A 17134-nucleotide genomic window follows, 5' to 3' on the forward strand; every position below is an offset into this window, starting at 1 on the left:
GAACACAGGATGACATAACGAGGGTTAAGGCAGGGTTAACGCAATATTCACGGTAATAAAAACTCAACTTATGAACAATAATCTGAGTTAGGATGTAATGAGACGTACTGAATTTTTTAAGTTTTGACAGGAAATGGACTAATGCATAACTCATGTAAAATTGTGCCCCTTGCAGTCGCTATCGCATTAGCGGGTTGTTATGGCGATCAATCTGATGCCCAGTCAGATGGCAAACTTGGTTCAGAGCCTGAGTCAAAGCCTGAGTCAAAGCTTAGCGCCGTGAATCAAGAGGCGAGAGAAGGCAATACGTCAGCATTTAACAACGCTTCTTTAGTAACGCCAGTAACTACTGTTGACTGTACTTTAGAAGATGGGAGTAGCAGTGCGTGCATGCAAATTACGGTTAAGCACGTACCTGATGATTTGGAAATTGGCCCTTTTTGCCCAACAACCCTAGATGATGAAGGCGGCGTATGGGGATGGACTGGCGAAAACGCGGGTACCTATCGAATAAATGCTTCATTTTTAAAGATGCTAAATGAACTGGGCTATCATTTTTACGATGATGACGGCTCTGTACATGTGGTTGATACCCTTATGTCAGCGCCAGAAGAAGACAATACCTGCATTAATGTTGCCTTAGATGACTCGGTGACCATGACGATGTTAATCCCTACCGAGCCAAAGAAAGCGGCCTCGGCTACTCACTTAGATACGGTAGCAAAGGTTGGCGTTGGTTTAGACGGTGTACCTATTTTTGCCGATGCGCCCAGCATTCAAGAGACAGGCCACATGCCTGCGCTTGACGCCTGTGGTGGACATGTCGATCCTGGCGGTTATTACCATTGGCACGCCACAGCTAGTGACATAGATACCGCGTTCGCGACCGAAGGGGTAACCGCCGATTGTCACGTTCATCAAGATAGCTCAGCACAGTTTGGCTATGCGTTCGATGGTTACCCTATTTTAGGCAGTACTGACAACACCCACATTCAACCTGAAGATTTAGATGAATGTAATGGCCATACGGGTGCGTTAAAAGAAGGTGAGGCAGCGCAATATCACTATCATGCATCGACCGAATTTCCCAATCTACCGACATGTTTGGTCGGCGTACCGGCCGCAGATAATTTTTCTACTACTGCCAAGATAGGTATTGGCTCTGCCCGTCCTGAAGGACAAGAAGGCCCGCAAGCAGGTCATCAGCAAGGACCTCAATCAGGCAGAATGCCACCAGGTTTTGGTGAGGCGGCTGAGGCTTTAGGGATAAGTGAGCAAGCCCTAATGGAGGCGCTGAAAGCAAATGGCGGAAGAAACGCCGACTTATCTGCGGTAGCGGCCGACCTTGGCGTAAGTGAAGCCGACCTAAAAGCGGCATTGCCCAAACCTCCCAAGCGCTAAGGGCGTTTGTTGATACAACCCTCTATTGCAAAACCGTTCAGTAACAAAAAAGCCAGTCTTTACCAGACTGGCTTTTTATTTTTTATGCGAGCTAAGCGCTACTCGCTTTGTCTCTAAGGTTTAGTTAGCGACATTTGCGCAATAATAATTACTCGTCATCTTCAACTAAGGTCATTAGTGATGTATTACCACCGGATGCTGTAGTATCGATACTAATGGTTTTTTCAGTCATTAAACGCTGAATCAACTTGTCGTTATATTCAGCGGTGATCACTGGCAAGATAGCCCCTTCACGCGATGACAGCATTGCGGTAATTCGCGCCGTACGTTCAGTGCTTGAATCCACAACCACGCCCGCTAAGTCTTCATCCATCAATAAGGCATCGAAGTGACCTAAACGCGCTACTTGGAATACCCCTTTCGGCGCACCAGTAGATTCAAACTTGTTTTGAATCTCAATAGCTTCTTCGTAGAAGATTTCAGATACCACCGACACCACCGTGTTGCCTGTGGCAAGTGCAGTAACAATAGACAGCATCCAGTACTCAAACGATACGTCTTTATCGGCGAAACATACCAGGGTGCCTCTGGGTTCAAGGTAAAGTTTGTTAGATTCACCTGTAGGACCAGGAAGCTCGGTAGGTTTCGCTAACTTACGCTCAACACTGGTTAACTGCTGGCGGGCAGTGGCCAACGTGCGGTTTAAATCATCAGCTAGGTCGTCAACAATGTCGACCTTCGCAATTTTGGCTAATAGCTGACGCACCATAGATATACGGTCGTTTAACGCCATATGACGCCACTGGGCTTCAACTTCCTTAGCTTGATCCATCACTACATGGGCACGTTCGGCAATTTTATCGTCACCGACTAGCGCGTTATCAGTACCATCAACATCATCAATCAATGTTGGTTTCGGTGTAGCACGTTCCATCATTAAACGTGGCAAGTAGTTAGGCCCACCCGCTTTTGGACCCGTACCTGATAACCCTCGTCCACCGAAGGGTTGTACGCCAACAATAGCGCCAATCATGTTGCGGTTAATATAGACATTACCTGCACGGCTCTTCGCAGCAAGCTCGTATGCACGCTCTTCAATGCGCGAGTGAATACCCATGGTTAGGCCGTAACCCGTACCATTAATTTGCTCTAAAACATTGTCTAGCTCTTTAGATTTAAAGCGCACTAGATGCACCACTGGGCCAAAGACTTCTTTTTCCAACACATCCAAGTTATCAATCTGATAAAGCGTAGGTGGGAAGAAAGTGCCGTTTTCAGTGCCTTCAGGCAGCTCGTTTCGATAAAGCAGTTTTCCTTTTCCTTCCATAAAGTCTACATGGTCGGTTAGGCTCTTCAGTGCTTTTTCGTCAATAACTGGGCCAACATCAGTGGCCAGCATGGTCGGATCGCCAATGGTTAACTCTTTCATGGCACCGGTTAACATCCTGATAAGATCATCAGCAATTTCTTCTTGCACGAATAATACGCGAAGGGCTGAACAGCGTTGCCCCGCACTTTGGAAACCAGAATGAATAACATCATCAACTACCTGCTCTGGTAGCGCGGTTGAATCCACAATCATGCAGTTTTGCCCGCCAGTTTCAGCAATTAACGGTACTTGCTCGCCACCACGGTTGGCAAGTTCTTGCGAAATTAGCGTGCCCGTTTGGGTAGAACCGGTAAACATCACCGCTTTAATGCGTTCATCAGAAAGCAGGGTTTCACCTACTTCTTTACCTGGGGCAATAATGAGTTTTAACGCGTCTTCAGGTAGGCCTACCGACTGCATAATGTCCACAGCGCGTTTCGCCACCATGCTGGTTTGTTCAGCTGGTTTGGCAATAACCGTATTACCGGTAACCAATGCTGCGGATACCTGACCTAAAAATATTGCCAGAGGGAAGTTCCACGGGCTAATACACAGCACCACACCACGAGGAAGCAAGCGCTTGTCTTCTGCAAGTTCTTGGGCACGGGCCGCGTAGTAACGACAAAAATCCACCGCTTCACGTACTTCATCAATGCTGTCTTGCGCGACTTTACCTGCTTCACGCATGCAAATAGCAATAAGTTCTGCCATGTGGCGCTCTAGGGCATCAGCGGAGCGATTAAGAATTTCAGCACGTTCTGAAGTGTCGCGCTTAGACCAGGCGTCAAAGCCTGCATCTGCGTCGTCCAACGCTTTGCGCATATCATCAGGTTGTGCGTAATAATGGTAACCCACCACATCGTCGTGGTTCATTGGGTTTCTTACCGCTGTTGCGCCCTCTGGAACACCATCGGTTACACTGTAAAACTCTTGCCAACGCTCTAGTTCGTGTTGTAGCGCGGTAACCGCGTTCACGTCGGTTAAATCTAGTCCGCGAGAGTTATCACGTTCAGGTGCGTATAAACCACGTGGTGTTTTAATTAGTTTGTTGAAACGCACTTTAAGGCGCTGGGTTTTTTCAACCGGATCTTCAAGCAATGACTCTACCGGCTTTTCATCGTCTACTATAGCGTTAACGAACGACGAGTTTGCGCCATTTTCTAATAAGCGACGAACTAGGTAAGCTAATAAGTCTTCATGTTCACCCACAGGCGCATAAACACGGCACTGAATTTTTTCTTCGGTTACTACCGTATCGTAAAGGGTATCGCCCATGCCATGTAAGCACTGGAACTCAAATCCTTCTTTATCGTCGCCAGCCAGTTCAATAATTACTGACGCTGAGTAGGCGTTGTGAGTAGCAAACTGCGGGTACAAGGTATCGCGGTATTCTAATAGGCGATTTGCACAGGCATGGTAAGACACATCGGTAGATGACTTACGGGTAAATACAGGAAACTCTTCTAAGCCCGCTTGTTGGGTAAGCTTAATTTCCGTATCCCAGTAGGCACCTTTTACCAGTCGAACCATTAACGAACGGCCGACTTCGAGTGAAAGCACGCGCAAATGTTCAATCACATGGATAGCACGTTTTTGGTAGGCCTGAACTGCGAGACCAAAACCCGTCCATCCGTTTAAATCTTCATCACGGAAAACCGCTTCAATAATATCTAACGATAGCTCTAAACGGTCGGCTTCTTCTGCATCTACCGTTAAGCCTATATCGTACTCTTTAGCCAGCATGCATAGCGCTTTTAAGCGCGGCGGAATATCACGCATTGCGCGCTCTCTGTGCAAGAATTCAAAGCGCGGATGTATTGCCGACAACTTAACTGAAATGCCCGGCGAACGCTTAGGTCCGCGGCCGTTAGCGGCTTTACCAATCACTTCAATGGCTTTAACGTAAGAATCGTAATAGCGGTCTGCATCTTCCATCGTGCGGGCGCCTTCACCCAACATGTCGTAAGAATACACATAGCCTTTGGTTTCTTTTTCCTTCGCTCGTTCTACTGCGTCTTTAATGGTTTCGCCCATCACAAACTGACGACCCATTACCCGCATGGCAATATTCATTGCGCGGCGGATAACCGGCTCACCTAAGCGACCCAAGGTTTTCTTCAACAGTCCAAACTGTTCTTTCTTGCGCTTGTCAGCATAATTGACCATGTTGCCAGTAAACAATAAGCCCCATGCTGAAGCGTTCACGAACAAAGAATCTGAATTGCCAAGGTGTGGTGTCCACTGCCCTTTAGATAATTTGTCGCGGATGAGTTCATCTTGCGTATCGCCATCAGGCACACGCAACAAGGCTTCAGCCAAACACATCAATACCACACCTTCTGAGGTGGATAGTGAATACTCATTTAACAACGCATCTACGCCACCATGGCCTTCTTGGTCTCGACGAATTTGCAGTACCATTTTACGGGCGCGTTCCCACGCACGACTTCTCGCACGAGGGTTTACCTCAGCAATGGGTAAAATTTGATCTACAGCCACAGATTCACTAATTCGATAGTAGTCTCGAATGCGCTGGCGTAGGGGAGATGTAGTATGAAGTGTGTCGTTAATGAGCATTGCAACCCTTTATTCGAATAGCTGTAGAAAATGGTTCCGGTAACGTAAAACTAGCATAACGTTACATGGAAAAAATGAATTAACAAGTAAAGCTAAGCTTTGCTTGAAGCGCCCCACCTAAAGTGGGCCGCGCTTGCGTCAATAGGTATTTAAACTTCGATCTTCTCAATGAAGATCACGATATCGCCGAAATTGCGCGGATACTAGCATAAATGCGTCTTTCGCCAAGCCCTCGCTGTCAACTTTTTGCACCACTGTGATAGGGCACCTAAGAATGCAGATGAATAACATTTCGCAGATATTTATAAATAAGAAGCGACGCGCCAAGAATGTTAATTAAATGTTTAAAAAATCTAAAATTAAGGCCAATATCTCTAATATAAGGTCTACACTAGATAATATAAAAAGTGGAGGTTAACGCTAATGTGGTTACGCAATTTTAGTTTAATTCAAAGGCTCAGCATTATTGTTGCGCTTACAGCGCTGTTATTTCTGGTGCTAACCGGTGTGGTATTAAACCAGCACTATAAGGCTCTGAAAGAAAAGTCGTATAAAGAAAATCAACATCTAGTAGAAGTTGTTCATACCTTGCTGGCTAATTTTGAAGCACTGGAAGGGGTTGATGAGGAAGCTGCTAAACAGCAGGCGCTGACCGCAGTTAGCCGTCTTCGGTATGATGAAACCAATTATTTTTGGATTCAAGACGCCACCCCCGCTATGGTAATGCACCCCATCAAACCATCGCTGAACGGGCAAGATTTACGAAGCTTTAAAGATGGAAACGGTAAAGCGTTTTTTGTGGAAATGGCCCAACTGGTTAAGTCTTCAGGCAGTGGCTTTGTTGATTATGTTTGGCCACTACCAGGTGAGGAAACGCCGGTAGACAAAATTTCGTATGTTAAAGAGTTCAAACCATGGGGTTGGACTGTAGGTTCAGGTATTTACTTATCCACTCTTGAAGCAGAGTACGCCAACTTACGCAATTTGCTTATCGTTATTTGTATTATTAGCGTGTTATTGGTGGTAGCGCTTATCTTCTATATTGGCGGCAGTATTGTTAAACCTGTCCATGAAGTCACTGAAAGAATGAAAGATATTGCCATGGGAGAGGGCGATTTAACACGGTCACTTCCAGAATCAGGCCACGATGAAATAACGCGCCTTGCTCGCTACTTCAATGAATACACCAATAAAATGCGGCAATCCTTGTTAGGTATACGTGAAAATATCACCGCCCTAACGCAGCAAGCCGTTCTGGTTGAAACCGTTAGCCAAGACAGTAACAGCCAAGCGCAAAGCCAAAATGAAAACATGATGCAAGTTGCCGTGGCCATGGAACAAATGACCACCCAAATTCAGCAAGTGAGCCAAAATGCAGATACTGCTGAAACGAGTACTAGCGGCGCACGAGCCAATGTAGAACAAGGCACCAGCGTAGTAGAAAGTACCGTGAGTGATATTCGTTCTTTGACGTCGAACATTGAGAGCGTGAGCCATGTGGTAAGCGAGCTTGCCGAACAAACTAACAGTATTGGCGCGGTACTAGACGTTATTCGCGGCATTGCCGATCAAACCAACTTACTTGCACTGAATGCTGCTATTGAGGCCGCTCGCGCTGGGGAACAAGGCAGAGGATTTGCCGTGGTGGCCGATGAAGTGCGTACCCTAGCCAGTCGTACAGGCCAAAGTACCGATGAAATTCAGGCGATGATTGAGAAGCTACAAAGCAATGCAAAAGCCGCCGTAGACGCCGTGCAAGTCAGTCAGAATGCTTCAGCAAGTACGGTGGATAATGCCAACAAAGCGAACGATAGCTTAAAAGAAGCCGACCGGCTTATGAATGAGATTTCAGGTATGAGTAGCCAAATTGCTCGTGCGACAGAACAACAGGCAGAGGCCGCCAATGAAGCCAACATTCGCATCAATGCGCTGTCTGGCGCTGCCGATAACAGTCTAAAAACGGCGGAAAAATTAGCGAGTGCCAGTCAGGCACTAAAAGCTAGCTGTATGGCGATAAAAGAAATTGCTAGCAAATTTAAACTTTAGTGAACCAAATTAGTCGTAAAAAGGAAGGTATTCACAGGTTTATACTACTTCCTGCGTATGGAAGTATTTAAAGCGGTGCTTTAGACTGGTTATCTACATACTGTAGATAACCCGCTAAACGTCGTTTACAAGGAGTGATATATGAGCAGTGATAGTAAAGGGATCCCAATCAAATTTTGGGTATTGGGCTTTTTTGTTTTACTTATCTTAGTGTATGTTCTACTTGCTAATACCATTATTAAAGCCGTACTAGAATCGAAATTAGGCGAGTCTTATGGTGCTGAAGTCAACATTGCCGAATTTGATCACTCTTTATACCCTACCACTGTTACTCTTAGAGGCATTGGCTTAACCAACGCAACAAAGCCTTCTCACAATCAAGTGCTAGTTGGCGAAGCAAATGCGGACGTTGCCCTCATGCCACTGCTTTCCAATCAAGTTGTGGTAAACAACCTTAACTTACTTGATGTGCAATTTGACCAGGCCCGCGAGCACGAAGGTGAAGTTTACCGGGTGCCTGAAAGCTCACTGTCCTACGATGAAATAAAAGCAAAAGCCAAAGAAGCGGTGCCTTCTGTAGACGAATTGCTTGCCCGTAATCCACTAAAAACGACCGCCGCCGTTGCCGAGGCAAAAAAAGCCTATGCCACCTACTCTGAAGGCTTAAAGCAAGATTATGAAAACTTGCCTGACAAAGCACGTATCGACTATTACAAAACTCAGGTTGCTGCGCTTAAAGAAACGAATTACAAAGATCCTCAAGCCCTCATTCAAGCCAAATCATCGTTAGATAAATTAAAAGAAGAAATGAGTGCAGATCGTGCGCTTATCAGCAGCTTCACCGATAAAGCGTCGAATGCTAAGAGTGCGTTGAGCAACTCGGTAAAGGCCTTAAAAGAAGCGCCTGGTGAAGATTATGCGTTACTTAAAGGCATAATTGCGGGCGATGAAGCAGCCCTATCTCAAGTGACTTACTTTGTATTTGGCGACAAAGCCGCTGAATATACAGAGTATTTAATGTCGGCCATGCAAATTGTGATGCCACTACTTCAAGGCGGTGATACGCCCGAGGAACCTGCAGCCGATATGCCTTCTATTTTGGTGAAACAAGCAAACGTGTCTGTGCTTTGGCAAAACGAGTCGATAAGCAGCTCATGGCAGAACATCACCAACACCCACAGTGTGTTTGGTGACCCAACGACCTTTACCATTGAAGCGGCAGGCGACATGCTTAAGCAATTTACCTCAAGTGGTGAATTCTGGATTGATGAGAGTGGTGTAGATGCAAGCCAAGTGTGGGAACTAGCTGGTGTGAATATGTCGAATATTCCAGTAAGCGGTAATGAAACACTTAATGCCGTAATGAAAACCGCACTCATGGCGACTACCGGCTCAATGAAAGTCGTTGATAATCAGCTTAGCGGCAACGGTAAAGTTAACTTGCAAGAGTTAGTGATGGAAGCCACAGGTACTAGCGATGTAACTAGCGCTATTGCCTCTGCACTTCAATCGTTAAGTAGTTTATCAATGACCATGCTACTTGATGGCACCATAGCTAACCCTGGATTTAATATTAAGTCAGATTTAGATAACAAACTGGCGCAAGCCGCTATTTCTCAGCTCACCGCGTCTCAGCAAGATAAGCTTGATGAACTTAATACCAAGCTAAATACGATGGTTGCCAGTGAGCAAGATGCCCTGTCTGGTGAATTGGTTGATATTAATGCAATGCTAAGTGCGGCACAGGGCGACAGCGGCGCCTTACAAGAATTGCTTCAAAGCCAATTGAGCAGTGTGGTTGAAGAACAAAAGAATAAATTGTTCGACAAACTCAAAGGTAAATTAGGACAAGGTGAATAAAGCACCTTTGATTCCTTTGCCCTTCGCGGCATAATAGGTAATAACGCAGAGGGCAGTTTACTGCCCTTTTTAAATTTTCCTCCGCTTACCGGTTTTCAGGTGACTTTGTGTGGCAAGATAAATGGCTTCCTATTGTACTCATCACCCTATTAGGGTTGTTGCAGTATCGGCTATGGTTTGGGAAAAATAGTATTCCTGACTACCTCAGTCGAGAGCAGGAAGTGAAAACTCAAGCGCAGCAAAACGCAAACCTTGCACAGCGAAATGCCCTGCTAAACGCAGATATCACCGACCTTAAAGTGGGTTTAGAGGCTATTGAAGAGCGCGCTCGCAACGAACTAGGCCTGATTAAGCAAGGGGAAACTTTTTACCGGATTTTACCGCCAGAAACTAAGTGAGTAACATGACATCCTCCTCTGTAGTTGCGGTTATTCCCGCAGCTGGTATTGGCAGCCGAATGCAGGCTGATCGCCCCAAGCAGTATTTACCCCTTCAAGGGAAAACGATTCTTGAACACACCGCTGAATTACTGCTAAATCATCACGCCATCGATTACCTTGTTATAGCCATCAGCTCTCACGATACTTACTTTCCCTCTCTTTCCCTTGCTAATAATCCCAAGGTGAAAGTTGTAGAGGGTGGCAATGAACGGGCTGACTCTGTGCTAAATGCAATAAATACCCTACCAGAAAATACCTGGGCATTAGTGCACGATGCCGCGCGCCCTTGTGTAAGCGCTCATGACATTACTAATTTGCTGGCGGTGATGGATAATAGACAGGTAGCTGGTGGTATTTTAGCTTCTCGGGTTCGAGACACCATGAAACGAGGCTCTGCCAAGCAAGCGGTTAATGCCGGCTTCCCCACTGTTCTTCATACTGAAAGCAGAGAAAATTTATGGCATGCCCTTACGCCGCAGTTGTTTCCCACTACGCTACTTAAAAGCGCCTTGCGGGATGGCCTAGCTGCTGGCGCAACAATTACCGACGAAGCATCAGCCATAGAGTACGTTGGCCACACGGTTGCACTTATTGATAGCGACCCTGCAAATATTAAAATAACCCACCCAGGGGACTTACCCTTGGCAGATTTTTACTTACATCAACGACAGAAGGCACAAACAGAATGCGAATAGGACACGGTTTCGACGTTCATAAATTTGGTGGCGAAGGCCCCATCGTTATTGGTGGTGTAAGCATTGACTATGAACACGGCCTAGTCGCCCATTCTGATGGCGACGTATTGCTACATGCATTATGTGACGCATTACTTGGTGCTGCAGCCTTAGGGGATATTGGCAAGCATTTTCCCGATACCGATGATGCCTATTCAGGCGCCGATAGCCGTGTATTACTCAGGCATGTTGTTCACGTAATAAATGAAAAAGGCTATACCTTAGGCAATGCAGATATGACGATAGTGGCGCAGGCCCCGAAAATGGCACCCCACATTCAGGCCATGCGAGAAATCATTGCCAAAGACTGTCATTGCGAGCTTGATGCGATCAACGTAAAAGCTACCACGACAGAAAAGTTAGGATATACAGGCAGAAAAGAAGGCATAGCTGCTCACGCGGTAGTGCTACTGGAAAAGATATGAAACCATTACATACACAACACTGGAATTACTATTATAGTAAACCCGTATCTACCGGTTTATTTAAGTTTCAAGCCGACGACTTTCAAGTGGTGGAAGATTTAGGTTACGAGCCCTGCGGTGAAGGCGAGCATCAGTTTGTCTTTGTCGAGAAAGTGAATACCAATACTGCTTTTGTTGCTGAGCAACTTGCTCGTTACACCAAATTACCCCTTCGCCAAGTGACGTACGCAGGCAGGAAAGATAAATATGCTCTTACCCGTCAGTGGTTTGGTTTACATGCGCCAGGGCAAGCTGATTTCGACTTTAGTGATTTTGAGCTAGAAGGTGTACGGGTTATTAAACAAACTCGCCACAATAGAAAACTTCGCACCGGCCAATTAAAAGGCAATGCTTTTACCATTACTCTACGCCAAGTTGTGCATCCAGAAGCCATTGAAGCGCGTCTTCAGGAAATCGCTAAACATGGTGTGCCAAATTACTATGGCGAACAGCGATTTGGCGTCATGCGGGTGAACGAGCAAGGAGAAGTACAGCGCGGTGGCAACCTGGCCATGGCCGAGCGTATGATAAATGGCGAAACCATTCGCCACAGAAATAAGCGCTCTATGGCACTGTCGGCCTTGCGTAGCTGGCTATTCAATGAGGTCATATCTATTCGTTTAGAAAAGGAGACCTTCGATAAAGTACTTACCGGTGACGCATTGGTATTAACCGGCTCAAACAGCTTCTTCATTGACGATGACAAGCAGCAAGACAGTCAGCAACGTTATGAAGACAAAGATGTATGTCCTTCGGCACCGCTGTGGGGTAAGGGTGACTTGATCACCACGTCAGAGGCAAACGCCACCGAAGAGCAGGTTGCATCTACTCACCCAGAAGTTATCGACTTCTTAGGGCAATGTGGGTTCGAGCAAGAACGCCGTGCTATAAAAATATGGCCATCGCAACTTGAATGGCAAAGTAAGGGTGATACATTAACCCTATCGTTTTCATTACCTAGCGGCTGTTTTGCCACATCCGTACTTAGGGAATGTGTTGAAACCGTTTCTCCCATTCATAGTATTTAGTTGAGATTGTATGAAGATCCTAATGAGTAACGACGATGGCGTGTTTGCAAAAGGCTTAGCTATTTTGCACGAAACCATCTCCAGCGAGCACGATATTACTGTTATCGCCCCCGATCGTAACTGTAGTGGCGCAAGTAACGCCCTTTCGTTACATCAACCCCTTCGTATTCAACGTATGGATAGTGGGTTTTATTCTGTCAACGGCACGCCATCAGACTGTGTTCATTTAGGTATCAGCCGAATTCTAAAAGATGACCCAGAATTGGTAGTATCTGGTATTAATCATGGTGCTAACTTAGGCGATGATGTAGTTTATTCGGGTACGGTAGCGGCGGCGACGGAAGGCAGATATATGGGCTTACCCGCCATTGCAGTGTCGCTTGCCAGCAAGAAAGGTGAAAACTTTGAAACGGCGGCACGGGTAGTGCTAGATATTATTCGTAAACTTCAATCTCATCCTTTACCTGCAAATCAAATTTTGAACGTAAATGTTCCGGATATACCTTATGATGAGCTTAAAGGTATAGAAGTAACCAGACAGGGTCGCCGACATCGCGCTGAACCTATGTTTGAAGATAAAGACCCGTTTGGCCAAACCATCTATTGGTATGGCCCAGCAGGTTCAGAACAAGATGCCGGCCCAGGTACAGACTTTCATGCAGTGGCAAACGGGTATTGCTCCGTTACCCCACTCAGTGTTGATATGACTGCCTACCAAAGCTTAGACAATATGAAAGAATGGTTAGCAAAATAACCTAATTGCGCGCAGCCGATAACAAGGATAATAAGCACCACCATGAGAGCCTCCAGAAAAGGGGATGCGCTAGCACAACTGCTTTATGACGAAGGGATCCGTTCGCAGCCTGTGCTCAACGCCATTGCCGGTACACCCCGGGAAACATTCTTACCTGATGCGCTTAAGCATAAAGCCTATCAGAATACTGCGCTGCCTATCGGGCAGGGGCAAACTATTTCGCAACCCTATATTGTTGCGAAAATGACTGAACTGCTGCTAGATAGTCCGAATAAACCCGAAAAAGTGTTAGAGATTGGTACAGGCTCTGGTTATCAGACCGCTATTCTTGCGCAACTTTTTTCGAGTGTATTTAGCGTAGAACGAATCAAATCGCTACAATTTCATGCAAAAAGACGGATGAACCAACTCGATTTACACAATATTGCCATGAAACACGGCGATGGGTGGAAGGGGTGGACATCTAAAGGTCCTTACGATGCCATTATTGTGACGGCTGCGGCCAGTAGTTTGCCGCAAGATTTATGCGATCAATTAAAAGAAGGAGGCCGTCTGATCATTCCTGTAGGAAATGAACAGCAGTCTCTATTATGTATCGACAGGATAGAAGGCGAACTAAAAACCACCACCATAGAGGCGGTACGTTTTGTTCCCTTAGTAGCAGGAGAGCTATTGTGAAATTGTTCGAGCCAATGTACGACATGGCACTTCGATGGGCTAGACACCGCCATGCGGTTAAATATTTAGGGGGGCTTAGTTTTGCTGAGTCAGTATTTTTCCCTATTCCGCCTGATGTCATGCTCGCGCCCATGTCGTTGTCTCAACCCGACAAAGCGTGGCGCTTCGCCCTTATTACTACGCTTGCGTCTATTTTGGGGGGGATTGCAGGTTATTGGCTGGGTTATTTTGCCTTTGATGCATGGTTAGCGCCTATCATTGATAGTTGGGGCTATACCCACAAAATAGAAACTGCCACGCAGTGGTTTGCCGATTATGGCGTTTGGGTGGTGTTTGTTGCTGGGTTCTCGCCTATTCCCTATAAGGTCTTCACCACAAGTGCTGGCTTTCTACAGATGGCCTTTTTTCCTTTTCTTATTGCGTCTGCGGTAGGCCGTGGCGCAAGATTCTTCTTGGTCGCAGGACTTATGCGCTGGGGCGGTGCCCCTATGGAAGCCAAACTGCGCCAATATGTGGAAGTATTAGGCTGGGCAGTGGTGCTATTGGCTGTTGCCGCTTACCTCATCTTGCGATAATGGCAAAGCGATGTCATACCGCTTCTTTCTGATCAGTGTTGTGCTACTGCTACTACAAAGTTGCAGTAGCCGTACCGATCCTGCCCCTGTTGTTTTATTAAATAGTCAAGCAGATCAAGAGTCTGGTGGATTCACATCAGATACCTATAAAGTACAGCCAGGGGACACCCTTTTTGGTATCGCTTGGTACACAGGAAATGACTATCGAGATATTGCTAAATTTAACAGCTTATCAGAACCTTATCGCATTTTCCCTGGTCAAGAATTACGCATTTCTCCCCCACCCAAAATTGTAAAGATTTTGTCAAGACCCAAGCCACAGACCACTCAGTCAGCAGATCCGACCACAACAACAGTAGACAAAAGTTTGATTGACCCCCCTAAACCACGGGCGTATGGTGAAGGTGAAAAAGTTGTTAAGCGACAAAACGTTACGAGCGTCAACAGGCCGCCAGAAAGCGTCAAAATAACGGCACCCAACAGTTTTCCTAACAAGATAAAAAAGTGGGTTTGGCCTAGCAAGGGCAAGATTGTTGAAACGTTTAGTAAGTCAGAGTCGGGCAACAAAGGAATTGATATCGCTGCGGCTAAAGGTACATCGATACACGCGGCAGCAGATGGCAAAGTTGTTTACTCAGGAAGCGCCTTAAGAGGCTATGGTAAATTGGTTATTATCAAACATACCGACACCTTTTTAAGTGCCTACGCATACAACGACACAATAATCGTAAAAGAACGAGATTGGGTGTCAGCGGGGCAAAAAATCGCCACCATGGGAGACAGCGGAACAAATTCGGTAAAACTTCATTTTGAAGTTAGATATCGTGGTAAGTCTTTAGACCCACTGCGTTATCTGCCAGCTACACGACCATAATAATAACAAATAATAATAAGAAACGAATTAAGGAGAAACGTCGTAAGGTAACCTTGAAGCAGGAGATTCATTGTGGGTCATATAAATCAAAGCCTAGAATCAAATACGAAAGATGACTTAAACGTCATTGATATGCCAGCCGATCTGAAAACGGATAAAATAATATCTGATGACACTGACACCAATTCAGAAGAATTAGTGTTAAGCCAAGACGACCAACCAAAAAATCTAGACGCCACTCAGTTATATCTAGGTGAAATCGGTTTCTCGCCTCTGCTTAGTGCAGAAGAAGAAGTGTTTTTCGCCAGAAAGGCTCTACGTGGATGTGAAGCCTCACGCAAGCGCATGATTGTAAGTAATTTACGCCTAGTTGTAAAAATAGCGCGTCGATACAACAACCGCGGCCTTGCTCTGTTAGATCTAATCGAAGAAGGGAATCTAGGACTTATACGTGCTGTTGAAAAGTTCGATCCCGAACGTGGTTTTCGTTTTTCAACGTACGCAACGTGGTGGATTAGACAAACCATTGAACGCGCAATTATGAACCAAACGCGCACTATTCGTTTGCCTATTCACGTCGTTAAAGAACTTAATGTATATTTACGTGCAGCTCGTGAGTTATCTCAAAAACTTGATCACGAACCTACTGCCGAAGAAATTGCACTTGCCTTAGACAAACCTGTCGAAGACGTTACCAAAATGCTGCGACTTAATGAACGTATTACGTCAGTAGATACCCCAATTGGCGGCGAAAACGATAAAGCGTTGCTAGATATTCTGGCCGATGAAAAAGAATTCGGTCCAGAAGAGAACTTACAAGATTCAGACATCAAATCAAATATTGTTGGCTGGCTTGAAGAGCTCAATCCTAAACAACGTGAAGTGTTGGCAAGACGCTTTGGATTAATGGGTTATGAGCCTTCAACGCTTGAAGATGTTGGTGCTGAAATTGGTCTGACTCGGGAACGAGTTCGCCAAATTCAAGTAGAAGCGTTACGTCGGTTGCGAGATATTCTAGGCCATCAAGGCCTATCGCTAGAAAATTTATTTAACCAAATGAATTAATAGCACATTGCACCAACACCATGCCGAGGCGCACTCTGTCCTCGGCATTTTTGTTTGTAGTACTAAGCTCTAGTTAAGCTCACGAAAACATAGTCATGTGGGTTTTTCTCATCCGCAGAGTGTGCTTCGCGGCTAATCTCCTTCCACGATCCCTGGGCTTCATAATCGGGAAATTGCGTATCGCCTTCTACCGCTAATTTGATAAATGTCAGGTGCAAGGTATCAGCCTTATCCAAAAAGGCCTGATAAATGGTCCCACCACCGATAATCATCACCTCATCTGGCTGACTCTCTAAAGCTAAAGCATGCTCAATGGCCGCTTCAGGTGACGATACCACCGTTGCGTCTGGCAAACTGTAAGCACTGTTAGTAGTGATAACGATATTCGGCCTTCCCGGCAAAGCACGGCCGATAGACTCATAAGTTTTACGGCCCATAATGACAGGCTTACCCATGGTGATTTGCTTGAAATGTTTCAAATCTGCTGGCAAATGCCAGGGCATGTCGTTATCTGCGCCGATAACGCGTTTGCTTGCCATTGCGGCAATCATGGCAATTTTCATAGTGATACTGACCAAAAGTGTTTCAATAACGACTATGATAACTGATTACCACCATCGCGATAACTCTTGCGTTAATAACAATCCGTTATTCCCCCGCCTCATTGTGTAAATTGGCCCCTCTATTACACCTTGTCCATTTTATTTACCTATCTTGTTTCAATTAACCGAATATCAACCGAATTATACGAGCTGTGGTGTAGTGGTAAAAACTTCTGTTCCCCTATAGTGATTACTCATTTGTTTCTTATTAAAATCCAATCAAATGTAAATAATAACAATTATCATTTGCGATCGTGATTTATATCGACTAGGGTGTAATCAGGAGGGCAAGCAAATGCAAATAACGTACTTGTGTGCAAAACACGAAGATTGGATTTATAGCAACCCGGAGCAAGCGCTTCACTTTATGGCCAGAGATGAAATGCAGGGCACGCTTTTACTGCATTGCGGCCAATACACCGATGCCATACCTTACTTAGGTTGTGCTTTTGATATTGCAGTCATTCTTTTAGAAGTGGATGGCGGCGAAAATGAAGCCATGAAGAGCAAAGTAAAGGGGTTGGCAGGATTACTCGAAGAAACTTATTACCACCTTAAGCTTCCCGTTTACAGAAATGCCATTTTAGACAGGGCGAATTCCGTATTGCAAGCTACAGAGTCGGCTTTGCTGACCGCATTTTTACTCAAATCTGTACATCCATAAGTT

The 17134-nt window shown here is 45.6% G+C and carries 15 protein-coding genes; 13 read left to right on the forward strand and 2 right to left on the reverse strand.

From position 1 onward, the window contains the following. The first annotated feature begins 141 nt into the window (after positions 1-141). Complete coding sequence (locus tag JKP82_RS19100; RefSeq protein WP_218398297.1) at positions 142-1401, forward strand: YHYH protein; 1260 nt, start codon at positions 142-144, stop codon at positions 1399-1401. 148 nt (positions 1402-1549) lie between these two features. Here the strand turns inward: JKP82_RS19100 and putA are convergent, their stop codons facing one another. Further along, positions 1550-5347 carry a bifunctional proline dehydrogenase/L-glutamate gamma-semialdehyde dehydrogenase PutA gene (putA, locus tag JKP82_RS19105; RefSeq protein WP_159528553.1) on the reverse strand — a complete coding sequence of 1266 codons (3798 nt, stop codon included), beginning with the start codon at positions 5345-5347 and terminating at the stop codon, positions 1550-1552. A 423-nt stretch (positions 5348-5770) separates the two neighbouring features. Between putA and JKP82_RS19110 the strand changes: the two genes are divergently transcribed. The 11 genes from JKP82_RS19110 (at position 5771) to rpoS (ending at position 15865) form a co-directional block, all read left to right on the forward strand. Beyond that, a complete protein-coding gene (locus JKP82_RS19110) occupies positions 5771-7393 on the forward strand; it encodes a methyl-accepting chemotaxis protein (RefSeq protein WP_159528551.1) in 1623 nt (540 codons plus the stop codon). A 141-nt stretch (positions 7394-7534) separates the two neighbouring features. Continuing rightward, positions 7535-9253 (forward strand): TIGR03545 family protein, encoded by a 1719-nt coding sequence (locus JKP82_RS19115; protein WP_218398298.1) that lies wholly within the window; start codon positions 7535-7537, stop codon positions 9251-9253. 107 nt (positions 9254-9360) lie between these two features. After that, a complete protein-coding gene (gene ftsB, locus JKP82_RS19120; protein WP_013785529.1) occupies positions 9361-9651 on the forward strand; it encodes a cell division protein FtsB in 291 nt (96 codons plus the stop codon). Positions 9652-9656: 5 nt separating this feature from the next. Then, positions 9657-10388 (forward strand): 2-C-methyl-D-erythritol 4-phosphate cytidylyltransferase, encoded by a 732-nt coding sequence (gene ispD, locus JKP82_RS19125; protein ID WP_159528545.1) that lies wholly within the window; start codon positions 9657-9659, stop codon positions 10386-10388. Next, positions 10379-10852, forward strand: a complete 474-nt coding sequence (ispF, locus tag JKP82_RS19130; RefSeq protein ID WP_159528543.1) for a 2-C-methyl-D-erythritol 2,4-cyclodiphosphate synthase — start codon at positions 10379-10381, stop codon at positions 10850-10852. Before ispD ends, ispF begins: the two co-directional genes overlap by 10 nt. Continuing rightward, a complete protein-coding gene (gene truD / locus JKP82_RS19135; RefSeq protein WP_159528541.1) occupies positions 10849-11919 on the forward strand; it encodes a tRNA pseudouridine(13) synthase TruD in 1071 nt (356 codons plus the stop codon). The genes ispF and truD overlap by 4 nt, the downstream gene beginning before the upstream one ends. Before the next feature lie 10 nt (positions 11920-11929). Continuing rightward, positions 11930-12673 (forward strand): 5'/3'-nucleotidase SurE, encoded by a 744-nt coding sequence (gene surE / locus JKP82_RS19140; protein ID WP_159528539.1) that lies wholly within the window; start codon positions 11930-11932, stop codon positions 12671-12673. Between the two features lie 42 nt (positions 12674-12715). Then, positions 12716-13351: a protein-L-isoaspartate(D-aspartate) O-methyltransferase gene (locus JKP82_RS19145; RefSeq protein WP_159528537.1), complete on the forward strand. Its 636-nt coding sequence runs from the start codon at positions 12716-12718 to the stop codon at positions 13349-13351. Further along, on the forward strand, positions 13348-13926 hold the full coding sequence (locus JKP82_RS19150) for a YqaA family protein (protein ID WP_159528535.1): 579 nt from the start codon (positions 13348-13350) through the stop codon (positions 13924-13926). The genes JKP82_RS19145 and JKP82_RS19150 overlap by 4 nt, the downstream gene beginning before the upstream one ends. Positions 13927-13936: 10 nt before the next feature. After that, a complete protein-coding gene (locus JKP82_RS19155; protein WP_159528533.1) occupies positions 13937-14800 on the forward strand; it encodes a peptidoglycan DD-metalloendopeptidase family protein in 864 nt (287 codons plus the stop codon). Between the two features lie 72 nt (positions 14801-14872). Beyond that, on the forward strand, positions 14873-15865 hold the full coding sequence (gene rpoS, locus JKP82_RS19160; protein ID WP_129736278.1) for an RNA polymerase sigma factor RpoS: 993 nt from the start codon (positions 14873-14875) through the stop codon (positions 15863-15865). A 62-nt stretch (positions 15866-15927) separates the two neighbouring features. On the opposite strand, the gene folA is transcribed toward rpoS, so the two are convergent. After that, positions 15928-16416 carry a type 3 dihydrofolate reductase gene (gene folA / locus JKP82_RS19165; RefSeq protein ID WP_159534347.1) on the reverse strand — a complete coding sequence of 163 codons (489 nt, stop codon included), beginning with the start codon at positions 16414-16416 and terminating at the stop codon, positions 15928-15930. A gap of 346 nt (positions 16417-16762) precedes the next feature. Between folA and JKP82_RS19170 the strand changes: the two genes are divergently transcribed. Beyond that, entirely contained in the window at positions 16763-17131 is a 369-nt protein-coding gene (locus JKP82_RS19170; RefSeq protein WP_159528532.1) for a hypothetical protein, read from the forward strand. The last annotated feature ends 3 nt before the right edge of the window (positions 17132-17134 follow it).

The sequence above is a fragment of the Alteromonas lipotrueae genome (assembly GCF_019249215.1).
In the GTDB taxonomy this organism is placed as follows: Bacteria; Pseudomonadota; Gammaproteobacteria; order Enterobacterales; family Alteromonadaceae; genus Alteromonas; species Alteromonas lipotrueae.